Below are 15,363 nucleotides of genomic sequence, written 5' to 3' on the forward strand. Positions count from 1 at the left end.
ATGCGACCCTACTGGGCGAGTGCGCGCAACTGGCCGCACTCACTGCCGCCGTGGCAGTACAGCAAGCCGCGCTCGGCGGTGGCCCGGGCCTGGCTGGTATCGCCCTTGGCGGCGTAGGTTCTGGCCAGGGCCAGATAGACCTCGGCACTGTCCGGGTCAATGCGCTGGGCGCGCTCCAGCAGCGCCAGCGCCTGCTCGTAATCCCCACCTGCAGAGGCCTGCTCTGCCCGCGCCAGCAGCGGGCCGTAGGCATTGCTGGCATTGGGCTCCGGCGGGCGGGGCTGGCTCGGCTGCGCCGGCGGGGTGGGGGGCTGGGTAGAGGGCTGGCCGGGCGCCGGTGCGCCAGGCTCCGGTGCCGGGCGGGTCTCAACCGGCGCCGGCTGGCGCCCGGGGGTGCTGTAGATGGAGCAGGCGCCAAGCCACAGGCACAGGCTGGCCAGCAGCAACTGCCGGCTGAAGGAGCGGACGTTCATTAGTTTTCTCCACCAAAGAGGGACTGGAACCAGTCTTTGATTCCACTGCTACGGGAGGCGCAGTTGGTGCGTTTGCGCGGCTCCGAGTGTTCAATAAAGGGCATCATGCGGGCATCCGGGCAACCCTCGCCGGTCAGCATGCCGTTGCTGTCGTCAATCCAGAACGGCGCCATGCCATCGGGCATGCGATAGGCCAGCGAACGCTCGCTGGCGCGGGCCATGAAGTGCGCCCAGATTTTCAGCGCGCCGGAGCTGCCGGTGAGCCCGGTGCCGCCGTTGTCGTCGCGGCCGATCCAGGTCACCGCCAGCAGGTCGCCGGAGAAGCCGGCAAACCAGGAGTCGCGCCCGTCGTTGGTGGTGCCGGTTTTGCCCGCCACGGCAAAATCCTCGGGCAGGTAGCGGTACACACCGCGGCCGGTGCCCTCGCGCACCACTTCGCGCAGGGCGTAGTGCAGCAGGTGCACGGCCTGCAGGCCCACCGTGCGGTCGTACTCCAGCGGGTAGCGGCGCAGGGCCTCGCCGTTGGCATCGACAATGTCGCGAATGCTGCGCAGCGGCATACGGAAGCCGCCGGCGGCTATGCTCTGGTACATGGCCGCCATGTCCATCGGGGTGTAGGCGCCGGCGCCAAGGGTCAGGGCGGGCACCTCGGGAATCTCCCCTTCAATGCCCAGCCGGCGCAGCATATCCACCACGTGCTCCAGCCCCAGCTCCATTCCCAGGCGGGCGGTGGCCAGGTTGTAGGAGTTGGCCAGGGCCCGGTGCAGCAGCACATCGCCGTGCGCCTGGCGGTCGAAATTGCGCGGCTCCCACACGGAATTGTTGGGGCCGGCCACCTGCAGCTCGGTATCCGACAGGGGGGTGGCCAGGGTGTAGCGCTGGGGCTGCTCCAGCGCGGTGAGGTAAACCGCCGGCTTAAGCAGGGACCCGGCCGGGCGCCGGGCGTCCAGGGCGCGGTTGAAGCCGGCATAGCGCACCTCACGTCCGCCCACCACCGCCGCCACTTCGCCGGTGTCAAAGCGGGTCACCACGGTGGCTGATTCCAGCTCGTCGCCGTTCTTGAGTTGCTTCAGCACCTCGCCGGTGGAGCGCTCCACCTGGCGCTGCAGAATCGGGTCAAAGGCGGTAAAAATGCTGAGGCCCAGGGTGGTGAGATCCTCTTCCCGGTACTCCTGTCGCAGCTGCCGGCGCACCAGGTCGAGGTAGGCGGGGAAGCTATCGCGAATGCGCTGGTTGTTATTCAGGCCAAGGGGCATGGCCTGGGCCACGGTGGCCTGCTCCGGGGAGATCACCTGCTGCTCGGCCATCACATCCAGCACCAGGTTACGCCGCTCGCGGGCGCGCTCGGGGTTGCGCAGGGGGTTGTAGAGCGACGGCCCCTTGATCATGCCGATCAGCAGCGCCTGCTGGTGCAAACCGAGCTGCTCCAGCGGGGTGTCAAAATAGTGCCGCGCCGCCAGTGCCAGGCCGTGGATGGCCCGCGGGCCTTCCTGGCCCAGGTACACCTCGTTGATATAGCTTTCGAGGATCTGGTCTTTGTCGTAGTGCAAATCCAGCAACACCGCCATCAACAGCTCGGTGAGCTTGCGGATGTAGGTGCGCTCGGGCGTCAGGTAGTAGTTCTTCACCAGCTGCTGGGTGATGGTGCTGCCGCCGGCCACCACCGCGCCCGAACGCAGGTTGCTGAAGGCCGCCCGCAGAATGCCGGTAATGGAAAAGCCCCAGTGGTCGTAGAAGTTCTGGTCTTCCACCGCCAGCAGCCCCATGCGCAGGCTCTCCGGCACATCGTCCAGGCGCACCAGAATGCGGTCTTCGCCGTGGGAGGGGTAGATGCCGCCTATCTGGACCGGGTCCAGGCGCATCAGGTCAATATTGGCCCCGCCACCGCGCAGGCTCACCACCCGGCCGCCACCGATATCCACCCGCACCCGCTGCGGCGATTCCCGCTCGCCGGGGAAGTCGAAGCCGCGTGTGTAAATGTCGAAGCGGTTGCCGGCCCGGCTCACCTGCCCCGGGTTGTTCAGGCGTGCCACCTTGCGATAGCCCAGCACCTCCAGCTCGTAGGCCAGGTCGTCGGTGGCCACCGGCGCCCCCACAAACAGCTCCAGCGGCCGGGCGTACACCTTGGCGGGCAATTCCCACATCTTGTCGGTGAAGGTGGAGGTGATTTTGGCATCCAGGTACACCATCACCAGCCCAAACAGGACCAGCAGGGTAATCAGGACTTTCAGCAGGGGGCGGCGGGTTTTCGGCATGGGGTGCGAGTGTACAACAGGGCGCCTTTCAATTGGCATGAGGATGGGGATAATAGCGGGCTTCTTTTCCGGGGAAAAAGGCAGAAAGCATGAAGAAGTACTGGGCCTATGGCATCGGCGCCGCACTGGTGGACACGGAAATCCAGGTGGAGGACAGCGACCTGGCGCGCATGGGCGTGGAAAAGGCCCTGATGACGCTGGTGGACGAGGCCCGCCAGGCGCAACTGCTTGAGCACCTGCAGGATCACCTGGTGCACGCCGGCCACGCCAGTGGCGGCAGCGCCGGCAATTCGATGATTGCCACCGCCCAGTTCGGCGGCCCGACCTTCATGTCCTGCAAAGTGTCCGACGACGCCTACGGCGATATCTACATCGCCGACCTGGAAGCCGCCGGGGTGGACCACTGCCTAAAAAACGGCCGCGAACCCGGCACCACCGGCAAATGCCTGGTGCTCATTTCCCCGGATGCCGAGCGCAGCATGAACACCTTCCTCGGCATTTCGGAAACCCTCAGCGTACAACAGCTGGACCCGGCGGCCATTGCCGATTCCGAGTACCTGTACATCGAGGGCTACCTGGTTACCTCCCCCACCGGCCGCGCCGCCGCCGTGCGCGCCCGGGAACTGGCCGAGGCCGCCGGGGTAAAAACCGCGCTCAGCTTCTCTGACCCGGGCATGGTGGAATTCTTCCGCGACGGCATGCAGGCGATTATCGGCACCCAGCTGGACCTGATTTTCTGCAACGAGGAAGAGGCCAAGGGCTGGGCCCAGACCACTGACCTGGAGGCGGCGATCACCGCCCTCAAGGACGTGGCCCGCAGCTTTGTCATCACCCGGGGCGCCGATGGCGCCATCACCTTTGATGGCGAAACCCGCAGTGAAGTGGCCTCAATCAAGGTGAAGGCGGTGGATACCAACGGCGCCGGCGATATGTTTGCCGGGGCTTTCCTGTACGCCCTGGGCCGCGGCGAAAGCTACGCCCGCGCCGCCGAGTTCGCCAGCCTGGCGGCGGGCAAGGTGGTCACCCACTACGGCCCACGGCTGCCGGCGGCGGACTACCCGGCCCTGCGGGACGCCTTCTTCAGCGCCTGATCAAAGCGCGAACAGGTCGATCTGCTGGTCCACCAGCTCCGCAAAAGAGGTGCCGACAAACAGCAGGATGCCATCGGCCACCGGCTGCAATTGGCGGTCGACATAGTGCTGGTAATCCAGCGCTGCCGCCGGCGCCGCCGCAGGCTCCGCCCCACCCTGGGTGATTACGTACTCCACCCAGCTCCCCCGGGAGGGCCGGTTTAAGCCCCGCGCCTCATACAGCCGCGCCGCCTGCACATGGGGCGGCACATTGCGCGCGTAGTCCGCCAGCGGGCGCCGCAGGCGTTTGCGATACACCAGCTCGGCATCACACCGGCCGGCGCGTAGCGCCTCCACCTGCTGTTTGACGTAGTGCGCAAAGGGCTCGCCGGCAAACACCCGGCGGTACAGCTCCTGCTGAAAATCCCGCGCCAGGCGGGTCCAGTCGGTGCGCACGTTCTCCAGGCCCTTGAACACCAGCCGGTCACCATCGGGGCCTTCCACCACGCCGGCGTAGCGCTTTTTACTGCCCTTGTCGGAGCCGCGCACGGTGGGCATGAGAAAGCGCCGGTAGTGGGTTTCAAACTCCAGCTCCAGCGCGCACTCCAGGCCAAATTCTTCGGCAATGCGCTGGCGCCACCAGCGGTTCAGCTCCACTTGCAGGGCGCGCCCGGCGGCCTGGGCCTCGGCACTGGAAGTGGCGCTCTGCACCCACACAAATACCGAATCGGTATCGCCGTAGATCACCCGGTGCCCCAGCGCTTCTATGCGATCGCGGCTGCGCTTGAGTATCTCGTGGCCGCGGCGGGTGATGGAGCTGGCCAGCCGCGCATCAAAAAAGCGACAGCCAGTGGAGCCGAGCACCCCGTAGAAGGAGTTCATAATGATCTTGATGGCCTGGGACAGGGGCGCATCGGCGGCGGCCTTGGCGGCATCCCGCAGCTGCCACAACTCGCCGATCAGCGCCGGCAGGATGGCGCCGTGCCTGGCAAAGCGCGCCGCCAGAAAGCCCGGCACCGTGGCGTCGGCGTCCAGCTCGCCACTCACCCCCAGCGCCAGCCCCATGGGGTCAATGCAAAAAGTGCGAATAATGCTGGGGTACAGGCTTTTAAAGTCCAACACCAGCACGTGGTCGTAGATGCCGGGCTCGGAATCCAGCACATAGCCACCGGGGCTGGCGAGCAGTTCGCGGCTGGCGTTGGGGGCCACAAAACCGGCCCGGTGCAGACGCGGTAGGTAGAGGTTGTCGAAGGAGGCAACCGAGCCGCCAAGGCGGTCGATGTTAAGGCCGGTCATGGCGCTGCGGGCCAGGGCAAAGTCCAGCAGGCTGGTGGCGGCGAAAATGTCCGACACCAGTTCGCAGTCCTTCAGGTTGTAGGCCGCCAGGGCTGTCTTGTCCTCGCGAAACAGGCGGCCGATTTCCTCGCCCCGGTCGCCCCCCTGCAGCAGCTTGGCAGCGCCGAGAATCTCCCCCGCCACGTGGTTGAGCGAGAAGCTCTCGAAGCGATAGAAAGCCGCCCGCAGCAGGTCGATGCCATCCAGCAGCACCCGCCCCGGCAGGCGCGCGGTGCGACGCTCGCCCTCTTCGTCCAGCTCGCGCCAGTGCACCGCTCGGCCCTCGCGCCCCAGGTTCAGGCGCAAACCGTACTTGTCCGCCACCCGCTGCAGATACCAGGTATCAAAGTTGATGACGTTCCAGCCAATCAGCACATCCGGGTCGTAGGCGACAACAAAGTCCAGAAAGGCCAGCAGCAGGCCGCGCTCGCTGTCCACGGTTACCACGTAGTCTGCGGTAGCGCCTGCACCGCGCATGAATACCCGACGCGTGGCCACCCCATCACGCAGGGCGTGCACGCCGATGGAGTAAAGCTCGATGCCCTGCATGGCGGTTTCAATATCAAATGACATCACCGCCAGCGGCGGCCGGCAGTCGCTGGGCTTCAAGACAGGATTGTGCGCAACGCCCTGGTGCAGCGCTCCCTCCACGCGGGCACCGCCGCGGATAAAGCGCTCCATCAGGTAGCGGTCCGCGGGGTTGATGTCCGCCTCCAGCGGGTCGCAGCCCAACTCGCGCAGGCGATCGGCCAGCCCCCGGGCCGCCCGGTGGGAGGTGCTGTACACCCCCACCACCGGCGCCATGTTGAAGGTGCGCAGCGCCAGGGGGCGGCACTCGGCCCCGCTGGCCGCCAGCAGCGCCTGCGCCCGCTCGGCCTCATCCGCCGCCAGAAAAAACACGCTGCGCTCGCCGCCAATGCGCACCTGCAGGGGGCCGGCGGCAGTGGCAAACCAGTATTCCAGCTCCAGGCCTTTGGTGCCGTCGCGCCAATCGCGGGTGAGCAGGAAACCTTCTCGGGCGTTTACGGACAAAGATACCTCGGAGGCTGTTTTATACGGAGCGATAACCGCAGCGCTGCACAACACGCCGCCTACTTGAACCACCGGCCACAACGGCCTGTGCTATGCTCTGGCGTCACCTATCACAGCGCCGCCGGCGGCCTGCCGGAGCCACTCCAGGGACGGCCAGCCAGTGGCGCAAGCGCGCCGAGCAATGGATGATGAATCGATGAGCAAGCCTGTAATCAAGCAAGACCCTTTATACCAACTGCTGCGCAACGAGGACATCAAGGGCTTCAACGAGCAGCGTGACAAGCTGGACACCAGCGAGCTGAAAAGCGGCGACTACCGCGGCCGCGACCTGCGCAACATGAATGCCCGGGGGCTGGATTTCAGCAATTCCTACTTCCGCAATGCCGACCTGTCCGGCATCGACTTTCGCGAAACCAATATCGAAGGCGCCAGCCTGCTGGACGCCAAGCTCTCCGGCACCTATTTCCCCGAGGAAATCAGCGCCACCGAAATTCGCCTGTCCCTGGACACCGGCACCCGCCTGCGCTACGACCGCCGCTGAGCCAGCCCTGCCCCAAGGCGCCGTTCAGCCCTGGGCCAGCAAATCCCGCAGATCGATGATGGCGGCGTTGGCGCGGCTCAGGTAATTGGCCATCACCAGTGAATGGTTGGCCAGCACACCAAAGCCGGTGCCGTTCAATACCATGGGGCTCCACACGGTGTCCTGGGTGGCCTCCAGTTCACGGATAATCTGCTGCAGGCTGACCCGCGCGTTCTTTTTCTCCAGCACATCGGCAAAGTCAACTTCCGCCGCCTTGAGGAAGTGAATCAGCGCCCAGGCGGTGCCGCGCGCCTCAAAAAACACATCGTCAATTTCTGTCCAGGGCGTCTGCACCACCATCTCGTCGGGGCTGCTGGTGGACTGGCGCGCGCTGTCGTCACCGGCCAGGTCAGTGTTCAGCCTACGCTGGCCAACGCTGGCACTGAGGCGCTGCGACAGGCTGCCAAGGCGGGTGTCGACGGTGTTCAGCCAGTAGCGCAGGTTATCGGCACGGGCATAAAACTGGGCGTCGGAGGCGTCGTCGTCGGACAGGCGCTGCAGGTAGCTACGCACGTACTTAACCCCGGCCTTGTACTCGGTTTCCGAGGCCGGCAGCATCCAGCTGTTGGCGCTGAAGTTAAAGCGCGGCTCGGCTTCGGCCAGGTCCCTGTCTTCGGTGGACTGGGACTGGGAGCGGCTGTGTACTTCGCGCATGGCCCGCGCCAGGTCGCGCACCTGGATCAGCGCGCCATATTCCCAGTTGGGGATGTTGTCCAGCCACACCCCCGGAGGAAAGCGGTCGTTGCGCAGGTAGCCGCCCGGCTTGTCGAGCAGGGTTTCCATCACGCCAATCAGGGCCGCAGTGGTGGCGGAGCCAGTCACCACCCGCCCGTTCTGCGCCGCGGCCAGTTCTGCCGCCTTGGCTTTCACATCAAAGGGCCCGGGCGCCATGCTCCAGTACAGCCCCACCAGCGCGGCGAGCACCAGGTACAACAGCAGGATGCGCAGGGGCCAGCGCCACCATTTGCCGTCGCGGAAACCGTCGCGCCAGTCCTGCAGCCGCTCGCCGACGGTGGGTTTTACTGTGGGGTTGGGTTGGTTCATCAGTCCCGTTGCTCCCTGCCTGTCACTTCGAAAGTACTAAAAAATAAGGCGTTACTAAAAACTGTATAAAGGAACGCGTTAAAAAATTGCCATACCAAGGGCCATCAATGGTGATGACTGTGATCACCCCCCGCCTGGCGGCGGACCTGCGCCTCGGTGCAGGCCTGCCCGCCAGCGGCCAGGTTCAGGCACAGGCTCACACGTTCGCCCTCCGCCGGCATGCGTTCCAGCCCCAGCAGCATCAAGTGTACGCCACCGGGCGCCAATTGCAGGCGCTCGCCGGGGGCCAGGGTCACCGCCTCAAGCTGGCGCATGCGCATCATGCCATCCTCGGCCTGGCTGCTGTGCAGTTCCACCCGCTCTGCTATGGGGCTGCTGCCGCCGGTGAGCGTCAACGGACTGTCGCCGCTGTTGTGCAGCTGCAGGTAGGCGGCGGTATTGCGCTGCACCGGTGGCAGGGCGCGCACCCAGGCATCGCTGATTGCCAGTTGGGCCTCGGCCTGTGCTGCGCCCAGCACCAGCAGGGCGGCAGCTGTCATCGCGGGCAAAACTCGCACCTGATTCTCTCCTATCCTTTATATCTGCTGATCGTTCCTGCTACAGACTTTGCAACGCGCTCTGTAACTCACCTTGCAATTCAATCTGCGACGGCGTCCACCCAACTGCGCGGACGATGAAACCAATTGCCGGCGCCGGCGTCTGAGGACTATAACACTGCCCGGGTGCGAATCGGCGTTGGGCGGCCCCCGGACCACTGCTAAACTTGGCCGCTGACCGGCTATCCGAACACATTTCAGGAGACTTCATGCGCCTGGTACTCGCCAGCCTTCTGCTGTTCATCAGCAGCCTCAGCCACGCCCAGTTCGGCGGCAACGGCCAACCCGGCAACCCCTTTGGCGGCGCGGCCCAGCCGAGCTTTCTGCCGGTGGAAGAGGCCTACCAGGTGGTTATCGAGCCCAACGCTCGGGGTTTGCGCCTGTACTGGCAGATTGCCGATGGCTACTACCTGTACCAGCACCAGTTTCGCTTTGGGCTGAGCGACGCCGAGGGCGTGGTGAGCGCGACGCCCGCCTTCCCGCCGGCCATCGAGCGCCACGACGAATTCTTTGGCGATACCCGGGTGTACTACAACCAGGCCGACATCCAGCTGGACACCGAGCGCCACAGCGGCGAAGCCACCCTCACCCTCAGCAGCCAGGGCTGTGCCGATGCCGGCCTGTGCTACCCGCCCCGGGACCAGCGCTTCAGCGTGAACTTTGACACCGGCGCCGTCACCGAACTGGCGCCACCCGCCCGCGCCGGCCCCGCCACCAACACTGCCGCCAACACCGCCCCCGAGGAGACGGCCAGCCTGTCCACCCTGGCCGCCATGGCCCTGCTGGCCTTTCTGGGCGGCAGCCTGCTCAACCTGATGCCCTGCGTCTTCCCGGTGCTGTCGCTCAAGGTGCTCAGCTTTGCCGACGCCAGCCCCCACCAGCGCCACCGCCAGAGCTGGCTGTATGCCGCCGGCGTTGTCACCAGCTTCCTGATTGTGGCGGCAACGCTGATTTCCCTGCAGCAGGGCGGCCGCGCCGTGGGCTGGGGCTTCCAACTGCAAAGCCCCGGTTTTGTGATTGCCCTGGCCTACCTGTTTTTGGCCATGGGTCTGGCCCTGTCTGGCGTGGTGGAACTGGGCGCCGGGCTGATGAACAGCGGCGCCAACCTGGCCGGACGCAAGGGCGACAGCGGCAGCTTTTTTACCGGCGTACTGGCGGTGGTGGTGGCCAGCCCCTGCACCGCCCCGCTGATGGGCACGGCACTGGGCTTTGCCATCACTCAGCCACCCGCCGCCAGCCTGTCGATTTTTGCCGCCCTGGGCGCCGGCATGGCCGCCCCGCTGGTGCTGCTGAGCTACAGCGGCCTGGCCCGGCGCCTGATGCCACGCCCCGGCCCCTGGATGGAAACCCTCAAGCAGTTTCTGGCCTTCCCCCTGTACGCCAGCGCCATCTGGCTGCTGTGGGTGGCCGGGCGCCAGGCCGGCGTCAACACCATGGCTGCGGCCCTGCTGGGCGGGCTGTTTTTGGCCCTGGCCCTGTGGCTGTGGCAGGCGGTGCTGTGGCGGCAGGTGGCGGCAGTGGGCTGCGTGGCGGTGGCGGTAGCACTGGCGGCGGCCCCCACCGGCACCGGCCAGGGGCCCCGGGCCAGCGAGCTCGCCCACAGCGAAGCCTGGTCACCGCGCGCCCTGGCCGACCTGCGCGCCGCGGGGCGCAGTGTGTTTGTGGATGTCACCGCCGACTGGTGCATCACCTGCATCGCCAATGAACAGGCCGTACTCAATACCGAGGAGATACGCCAGGCCTTCGACAGTGGCGGCGTGGCCTATCTGGTGGCGGACTGGACCAACTACGACCCGGAGATCGCCGAGTTCCTGCGCCAGCACGGCCGCAACGGCATTCCCTTCTATATTCTGTACCCCGCCGACCCCGCCGCAGCGCCGCTGATCCTGCCGCAACTGCTCACCCGCAACACGGTACTGGAAGCGCTGGAGCATATCGCTGGCGAAAAGACGGCTGTTGCCAGCGCGTTATAGGCAGATTTGTCGACGTTGGCGGCAGGATGCGTGATCCGCCGCCATTCTGCCGCCAGCAAGCGCGGAGAAGTCGCGAACCCCCAGAAACAGGAAAACTTCCCATATACCGCCGGGAAAATCGGCCTAAATGTGGCCAAAATCGTTAAAACCCACCACAAGGTTGGACAATCCGCCAACTTTGCGCCAGAATTCCACACAATTCGCGCGCTGCTTCTAATTCCTTAATCTGTTGCGCGCCACGGCAGGGGAGAGCGCTCCACATGGCTAGCATTCTGGTGTTACACGGCCCCAACCTGAATTTGCTGGGCACGCGCGAGCCCGCCGTTTACGGCAGCACCACCCTCGACCAGATCAACACCCGCCTTGAAGACATTGCCCGCCAGCGTGGCCACCACCTGCTGTCCATGCAGAGCAATGCAGAATACGAGCTGATTGAACGGGTGCAGGAAGCGCGCCAGGAGGGGGTCAATTTCATCCTGATCAACCCCGCCGCCTTCACCCACACCAGCGTGGCCCTGCGCGATGCCATGGCCGCCGTGGACATCCCCTTTATTGAGGTGCACCTGTCGAACGTGCACGCCCGCGAACCCTTTCGCCACCACTCCTACTTCTCCGACCTCGCCCGCGGGGTGATCTGCGGGCTGGGAGCCGGTGGCTACGAATACGCCCTGGAAGCCGCCCTGCGCGAACTGGAAGGCTGACAGGCTTTTTTTTGCCGTCCCGACTAACCATCGAAAACGAAGAGAACCGACTATGGACATTCGTAAAGTCAAAAAATTGATCGAGCTGCTGGAAGAGTCCAACATCGACGAAATCGAGATCAAAGAGGGCGAAGAATCGGTGCGCATCAGCCGCAACAGCGGCCAGCCGATGATGGCCCCCGCCAGCTACGCCATGGCCCCGCCGCCAGCACCCGTCGCGCCGGCGCCAGCCCCGGCCGCCGCCCCCGAGCCGGCTGCGGAGGCAGCCCCTGCCCTGAGTGGCCACGTGGTCACCTCCCCCATGGTGGGCACCTTCTACCGCTCGCCCTCCCCCACCGCCGCCCACTTCGTGGAAGTGGGCCAGACCGTGAAGGCCGGCGACGTGCTGTGCATCGTCGAGGCGATGAAAATGATGAACCAGATCGAGGCCGACAAGTCCGGCACCATCGGCGAAATCCTGGTGGAAAACGGCGAACCGGTGGAATTCGAACAGCCCCTGTTCACCATCGTCTGATGCCGCGCGGGCCACGCCCGCCAATGCCCAGTTACAGAGGATCGCAAGATGCCGATATTGGATAAGGTGCTGATCGCCAACCGCGGGGAAATCGCCCTGCGGGTGCTGCGCGCCTGCAAGGAACTGAATATCAAGACCGTGGCGGTGCATTCCAAGGCCGACAAGGACCTGATGCACGTGCGCCTGGCGGACGAGTCCGTCTGCATCGGCCCCGCCGCCAGCGCCCAGAGCTACCTGAACGTGCCCGCCATCATCAGCGCCGCCGAAGTCACCAACGCCACCGCCATCCACCCGGGCTACGGCTTTCTGGCGGAGAACGCCGACTTTGCCGAGCAGGTGGAAAAAAGCGGCTTTACCTTCATCGGCCCCCGTGCCGACACCATCCGCCTGATGGGGGACAAAGTCTCCGCCATCGATGCGATGAAAAAAGCCGGCGTACCCACCGTACCCGGCTCCGACGGCCCCCTGACCGATGACGACGAGCGCACCCTGGAGATCGCCCGCCGCATCGGCTACCCGGTGATCGTCAAGGCCGCCGCTGGCGGCGGCGGCCGCGGCATGCGGGTGGTGCACAACGAAGCGGCCCTGCTGGGCTCAGTGCAGCTCACCCAGACCGAGGCCGGCGCGGCCTTCGGCTCCGATGTGGTCTACCTGGAAAAATTCCTGCAGAAGCCCCGCCATGTGGAAATCCAGGTCATTGCCGATGGCCAGGGCAACGCCATTCACCTGGGGGACCGCGACTGCTCCCTGCAGCGCCGCCACCAAAAGGTGCTGGAGGAAGCGCCAGCCCCGGGCATCGACGAAGACCTGCGCGCCCAGGTGGCCGAGGCCTGCGTAAACGCCTGCGTGGAAATTGGCTATCGCGGCGCCGGCACCTTTGAGTTCCTTTACGAGGACGGCGGTTTCTACTTCATCGAGATGAACACGCGCGTACAGGTGGAGCATCCGGTCACCGAAATGGTCACCGGCATCGACATCGTCAAGGAGCAGCTGCGCATCGCAGCCGGCATGCCCCTGTCGATCACCCAGGACGATGTGAAGATCAGCGGCCACGCCTTTGAGTGCCGCATCAACGCCGAAGACCCGCACACCTTCATTCCCTCCCCGGGCAAGGTCACCACCTTCCACGCCCCCGGTGGCCTTGGCATCCGGGTGGACTCCCACCTGTACGACGGCTACACCGTGCCACCCTTCTACGATTCGCTGATCGCCAAAGTGATCAGCTTCGGCGAAGACCGCAGCACCGCCCTGGCCCGCATGCGCCAGGCCCTGGACGAACTGGTGGTAGAAGGCATTCGCACCAACACCCCCCTGCATCGGCAACTGGTGGTGGACCGCGCCTTCCAGGCCGGTGGTGTGAGCATTCACTACCTGGAGAGCAAGCTGGAGGACTGAGTCCTCCGGCATTCCACCATGAGCTGGCTGCAACTGCGCCTGGACACCCACCCCGACCAGGTCGAGGCGCTGGAAGCGCGGATGCTGGCCAGCGGCTCGGTGGCGGTCACCCTGGAGGACAACGCCGACCAGCCGGTGCTGGAGCCAGCCGTGGGCGAGACGCCCCTGTGGCAGCAGACCCGACTGACCGGCCTCTATCCCGCCGACACCGACATGGACGCCGTGCTGACCAGCTTCCCCGAAGCCCTGCTGGCCAACTGCGCGGCGCGGGTGGAAATCCTTGAAGACAAAGACTGGGAGCGGGAGTGGATCAAGCACTACCAGCCCATGCGCTTTGGCGAGCGGCTGTGGGTGTGCCCCAGCTGGCTGGAGCCGCCGGAACCCGGCGCCGTCAACCTGCTGCTGGACCCGGGCCTGGCCTTTGGCACCGGCACCCACCCCACCACCGCTTTGTGTCTTACCGCCCTGGATGCCCTGCCGCTGTCCGGGGCGCAGGTTGTCGACTACGGTTGCGGCTCCGGCATTCTGGCCGTGGCGGCCCTGAAACTCGGCGCCGCCCAGGCACTGGGCGTAGACAATGACCCCCAGGCCCTGGCGGCCACCCGCGAGAATGCCGAGCGCAACGGCATTGCCACCAGCGCCCTGGCCACCGCCCTGCCCGGGGCGGCGCCCATTCCCGCCTGGCAGGGCCAGGCCGAGGTGGTGATTGCCAACATCCTTGCCGGCCCGCTGATGGAGCTGTCCGACACCCTGCTGGCGCTGGCCCGGCCGGGGGCCACTCTGATGCTGTCCGGTTTGTTGCTGAGCCAGGCCGATGCCATCTGCGCGCACTATGCCGAGCGTATTGAGCTGCACATTGCCGGCGAAAAAGACGGCTGGGTGTGCCTGCAGGGCCGCCTGCCCCAAGGCAAGTGATTGCCCGCTTCGGCCAGCGGCCCGGCCGACACTTGGCGGCAAAAAAGCAAGCCTGATCCAGCTCAAAATTTAGCCATTTTTTAGCCGGGTACGCTTTTACCCTTCAAGGCTCTCCAGTAGAATACCGCCTCTTTTTCGACGCATTTTCTGCCCTCATCGTGACGCTCCACATCGGACCCTACAGGCTTGCCAACCGGGTGGCTCTGGCGCCCATGGCCGGCGTGACCGACCTGCCCTTCCGGCGCCTGGCCGCCGCCCAGGGGGCCGGTCTGGTGGTGTCTGAAATGCTCAGCAGCAACCCCCGCGTGCAGCAGTCCCGCAAGTCCCAGTGGCGCAGCCGCCACGACGACGAGGCAGAGCCGCGCTCAGTGCAGATTGCCGGATCCGACCCGCAGGAAATGGCCGCCGCCGCGCAGATGAATGTGGCCGGCGGCGCACAGATTATCGACATCAACATGGGCTGCCCGGCCAAAAAGGTGTGCCGCAAGGCGGCGGGCTCGGCGCTGCTGGCCAACGAGGCGCTGGTGGCCGACATTCTGCACGCCGTGGTGAACGCGGTGGACGTGCCCGTCACCCTCAAAATTCGCACCGGTAGCACACCCGAACAACGCAATGGCGTAGCCATCGCCCGCATTGCCGAGGACGCCGGCATCCAGCTGTTGTCCGTACACGGGCGCACCCGGGCCTGCGCCTTCAAGGGCGCAGTGGAATACGACACCATTGCCGACATCGTAGCCGCCGTGGACATCCCGGTACTGGCCAACGGCGACATCGACAGCCCGCACAAGGCCGCCCAGGTGCTGCGCCACACCAACGCCGCCGGCGTGATGATTGGCCGCGCCGCCCAGGGCCGGCCCTGGCTGTGCGGCCAGATTGCCGCCTGGATTGAGCGTGGGGAGCTGCTTGCCGACCCTGACCTCGGCCAGCAATGGCAGATCATCCGCAATCACCTGGCCGCCCTGCACGCCTTTTATGGCGAGTTCATGGGCGTGCGCATTGCCCGCAAGCACGTGGGCTGGTATCTGCAACAACATCCCGCGCTCGCACCCCAGCGCAAGGGCTTCAACGCCCTCACCAGTGCGCAAGCGCAACACCGGCACCTGCAGGCGCTCTTCGAGGCAGCCGGTGGCAACACAGACCAGAAGGAACTAGCAGCATGAACAGGGCCGAACACCTGAGCCCACTGGCCGGCGATGACCCGGTCAGCTTGGAGCCCGCCAACAGCGACAACAACAACAGTGAACTGGCCGAGGCCGTGACCCGCGCGGTACGCGACTACCTGGCCCAGCTCGACGGCCAGATGACCACCGACTTCTACCAGCTGGTGCTGGCCGAGATCGAGGCGCCACTGCTGCGGGAAATCATGACCTACACCCGCCACAACCAGACCCGGGCCTCGATCATGCTCGGCCTGAACCGCGGCACCCTGCGCAAAAAACTCAAGCAGTACGACCTGCTTTCCAACAAAGACTGACAGGCA

14 protein-coding genes are annotated in these 15,363 nt (G+C 65.7%); 9 read left to right on the forward strand and 5 right to left on the reverse strand.

What is annotated here, in order from left to right; translation table 11 throughout:
- Positions 1-8: 8 nt before the first annotated feature.
- Complete coding sequence (locus DDZ17_RS20540) at positions 9-473, reverse strand: tetratricopeptide repeat protein (RefSeq protein WP_116368913.1); 465 nt, start codon at positions 471-473, stop codon at positions 9-11.
- Positions 473-2,728: a penicillin-binding protein 1B gene (gene mrcB, locus DDZ17_RS20545; RefSeq protein WP_116368914.1), complete on the reverse strand. Its 2,256-nt coding sequence runs from the start codon at positions 2,726-2,728 to the stop codon at positions 473-475. Before mrcB ends, DDZ17_RS20540 begins: the two co-directional genes overlap by 1 nt.
- 89 nt (positions 2,729-2,817) lie before the next feature.
- On the opposite strand from mrcB, the gene DDZ17_RS20550 reads away from it, so the two are divergent.
- Entirely contained in the window at positions 2,818-3,819 is a 1,002-nt protein-coding gene (locus DDZ17_RS20550) for an adenosine kinase (RefSeq protein WP_116368916.1), read from the forward strand.
- Here the strand turns inward: DDZ17_RS20550 and DDZ17_RS20555 are convergent, their stop codons facing one another.
- Complete coding sequence (locus DDZ17_RS20555) at positions 3,820-6,165, reverse strand: DNA polymerase II (protein WP_116368918.1); 2,346 nt, start codon at positions 6,163-6,165, stop codon at positions 3,820-3,822.
- A gap of 196 nt (positions 6,166-6,361) precedes the next feature.
- On the opposite strand from DDZ17_RS20555, the gene DDZ17_RS20560 reads away from it, so the two are divergent.
- Entirely contained in the window at positions 6,362-6,706 is a 345-nt protein-coding gene (locus tag DDZ17_RS20560) for a pentapeptide repeat-containing protein (RefSeq protein WP_116368999.1), read from the forward strand.
- 24 nt (positions 6,707-6,730) lie between these two features.
- Here the strand turns inward: DDZ17_RS20560 and DDZ17_RS20565 are convergent, their stop codons facing one another.
- A complete protein-coding gene (locus DDZ17_RS20565) occupies positions 6,731-7,789 on the reverse strand; it encodes a DUF2333 family protein (RefSeq protein WP_116368920.1) in 1,059 nt (352 codons plus the stop codon).
- Positions 7,790-7,893: 104 nt separating this feature from the next.
- Complete coding sequence (locus DDZ17_RS20570; protein WP_157976772.1) at positions 7,894-8,346, reverse strand: copper chaperone PCu(A)C; 453 nt, start codon at positions 8,344-8,346, stop codon at positions 7,894-7,896.
- 248 nt (positions 8,347-8,594) lie between these two features.
- Between DDZ17_RS20570 and DDZ17_RS20575 the strand changes: the two genes are divergently transcribed.
- From DDZ17_RS20575 to fis, 7 genes are all read left to right on the forward strand, one after another.
- The gene (locus DDZ17_RS20575) at positions 8,595-10,358 is read left to right on the forward strand and encodes a protein-disulfide reductase DsbD family protein (RefSeq protein WP_116368924.1); all 1,764 of its coding nucleotides are present in this window, start codon (positions 8,595-8,597) and stop codon (positions 10,356-10,358) included.
- Positions 10,359-10,618: 260 nt separating this feature from the next.
- Positions 10,619-11,059, forward strand: coding sequence for a type II 3-dehydroquinate dehydratase (aroQ, locus tag DDZ17_RS20580; protein ID WP_116368926.1), 441 nt, complete (start codon positions 10,619-10,621; stop codon positions 11,057-11,059).
- A gap of 52 nt (positions 11,060-11,111) precedes the next feature.
- Positions 11,112-11,573, forward strand: coding sequence for an acetyl-CoA carboxylase biotin carboxyl carrier protein (accB, locus tag DDZ17_RS20585; RefSeq protein ID WP_116368928.1), 462 nt, complete (start codon positions 11,112-11,114; stop codon positions 11,571-11,573).
- A 54-nt stretch (positions 11,574-11,627) separates the two neighbouring features.
- Positions 11,628-12,968: an acetyl-CoA carboxylase biotin carboxylase subunit gene (gene accC / locus DDZ17_RS20590; protein ID WP_116369000.1), complete on the forward strand. Its 1,341-nt coding sequence runs from the start codon at positions 11,628-11,630 to the stop codon at positions 12,966-12,968.
- An 18-nt stretch (positions 12,969-12,986) separates the two neighbouring features.
- Positions 12,987-13,883, forward strand: a complete 897-nt coding sequence (prmA, locus tag DDZ17_RS20595; protein ID WP_116368930.1) for a 50S ribosomal protein L11 methyltransferase — start codon at positions 12,987-12,989, stop codon at positions 13,881-13,883.
- A 158-nt stretch (positions 13,884-14,041) separates the two neighbouring features.
- A complete protein-coding gene (gene dusB / locus DDZ17_RS20600; protein ID WP_206613611.1) occupies positions 14,042-15,043 on the forward strand; it encodes a tRNA dihydrouridine synthase DusB in 1,002 nt (333 codons plus the stop codon).
- Positions 15,040-15,357 (forward strand): DNA-binding transcriptional regulator Fis, encoded by a 318-nt coding sequence (gene fis, locus DDZ17_RS20605; protein WP_116368934.1) that lies wholly within the window; start codon positions 15,040-15,042, stop codon positions 15,355-15,357. Before dusB ends, fis begins: the two co-directional genes overlap by 4 nt.
- The last annotated feature ends 6 nt before the right edge of the window (positions 15,358-15,363 follow it).

Source organism: Parahaliea mediterranea, assembly GCF_003402235.1.
GTDB classification, from domain to species: Bacteria; Pseudomonadota; Gammaproteobacteria; order Pseudomonadales; family Halieaceae; genus Parahaliea; species Parahaliea mediterranea.

Coding starts and splice junctions, on each gene's coding strand:
- DDZ17_RS20540 (WP_116368913.1), bottom strand. CDS start 473: ATGAACGTCCGCTCCTTCAGCCGGCAGTTGCTGCTGGCCAGCCTGTGC.
- mrcB (WP_116368914.1), bottom strand. CDS start 2,728: ATGCCGAAAACCCGCCGCCCCCTGCTGAAAGTCCTGATTACCCTGCTG.
- DDZ17_RS20560 (WP_116368999.1), top strand. CDS start 6,362: ATGAGCAAGCCTGTAATCAAGCAAGACCCTTTATACCAACTGCTGCGC.
- prmA (WP_116368930.1), top strand. CDS start 12,987: ATGAGCTGGCTGCAACTGCGCCTGGACACCCACCCCGACCAGGTCGAG.
- fis (WP_116368934.1), top strand. CDS start 15,040: ATGAACAGGGCCGAACACCTGAGCCCACTGGCCGGCGATGACCCGGTC.
- DDZ17_RS20575 (WP_116368924.1), top strand. CDS start 8,595: ATGCGCCTGGTACTCGCCAGCCTTCTGCTGTTCATCAGCAGCCTCAGC.
- aroQ (WP_116368926.1), top strand. CDS start 10,619: ATGGCTAGCATTCTGGTGTTACACGGCCCCAACCTGAATTTGCTGGGC.
- DDZ17_RS20550 (WP_116368916.1), top strand. CDS start 2,818: ATGAAGAAGTACTGGGCCTATGGCATCGGCGCCGCACTGGTGGACACG.
- DDZ17_RS20565 (WP_116368920.1), bottom strand. CDS start 7,789: ATGAACCAACCCAACCCCACAGTAAAACCCACCGTCGGCGAGCGGCTG.
- accB (WP_116368928.1), top strand. CDS start 11,112: ATGGACATTCGTAAAGTCAAAAAATTGATCGAGCTGCTGGAAGAGTCC.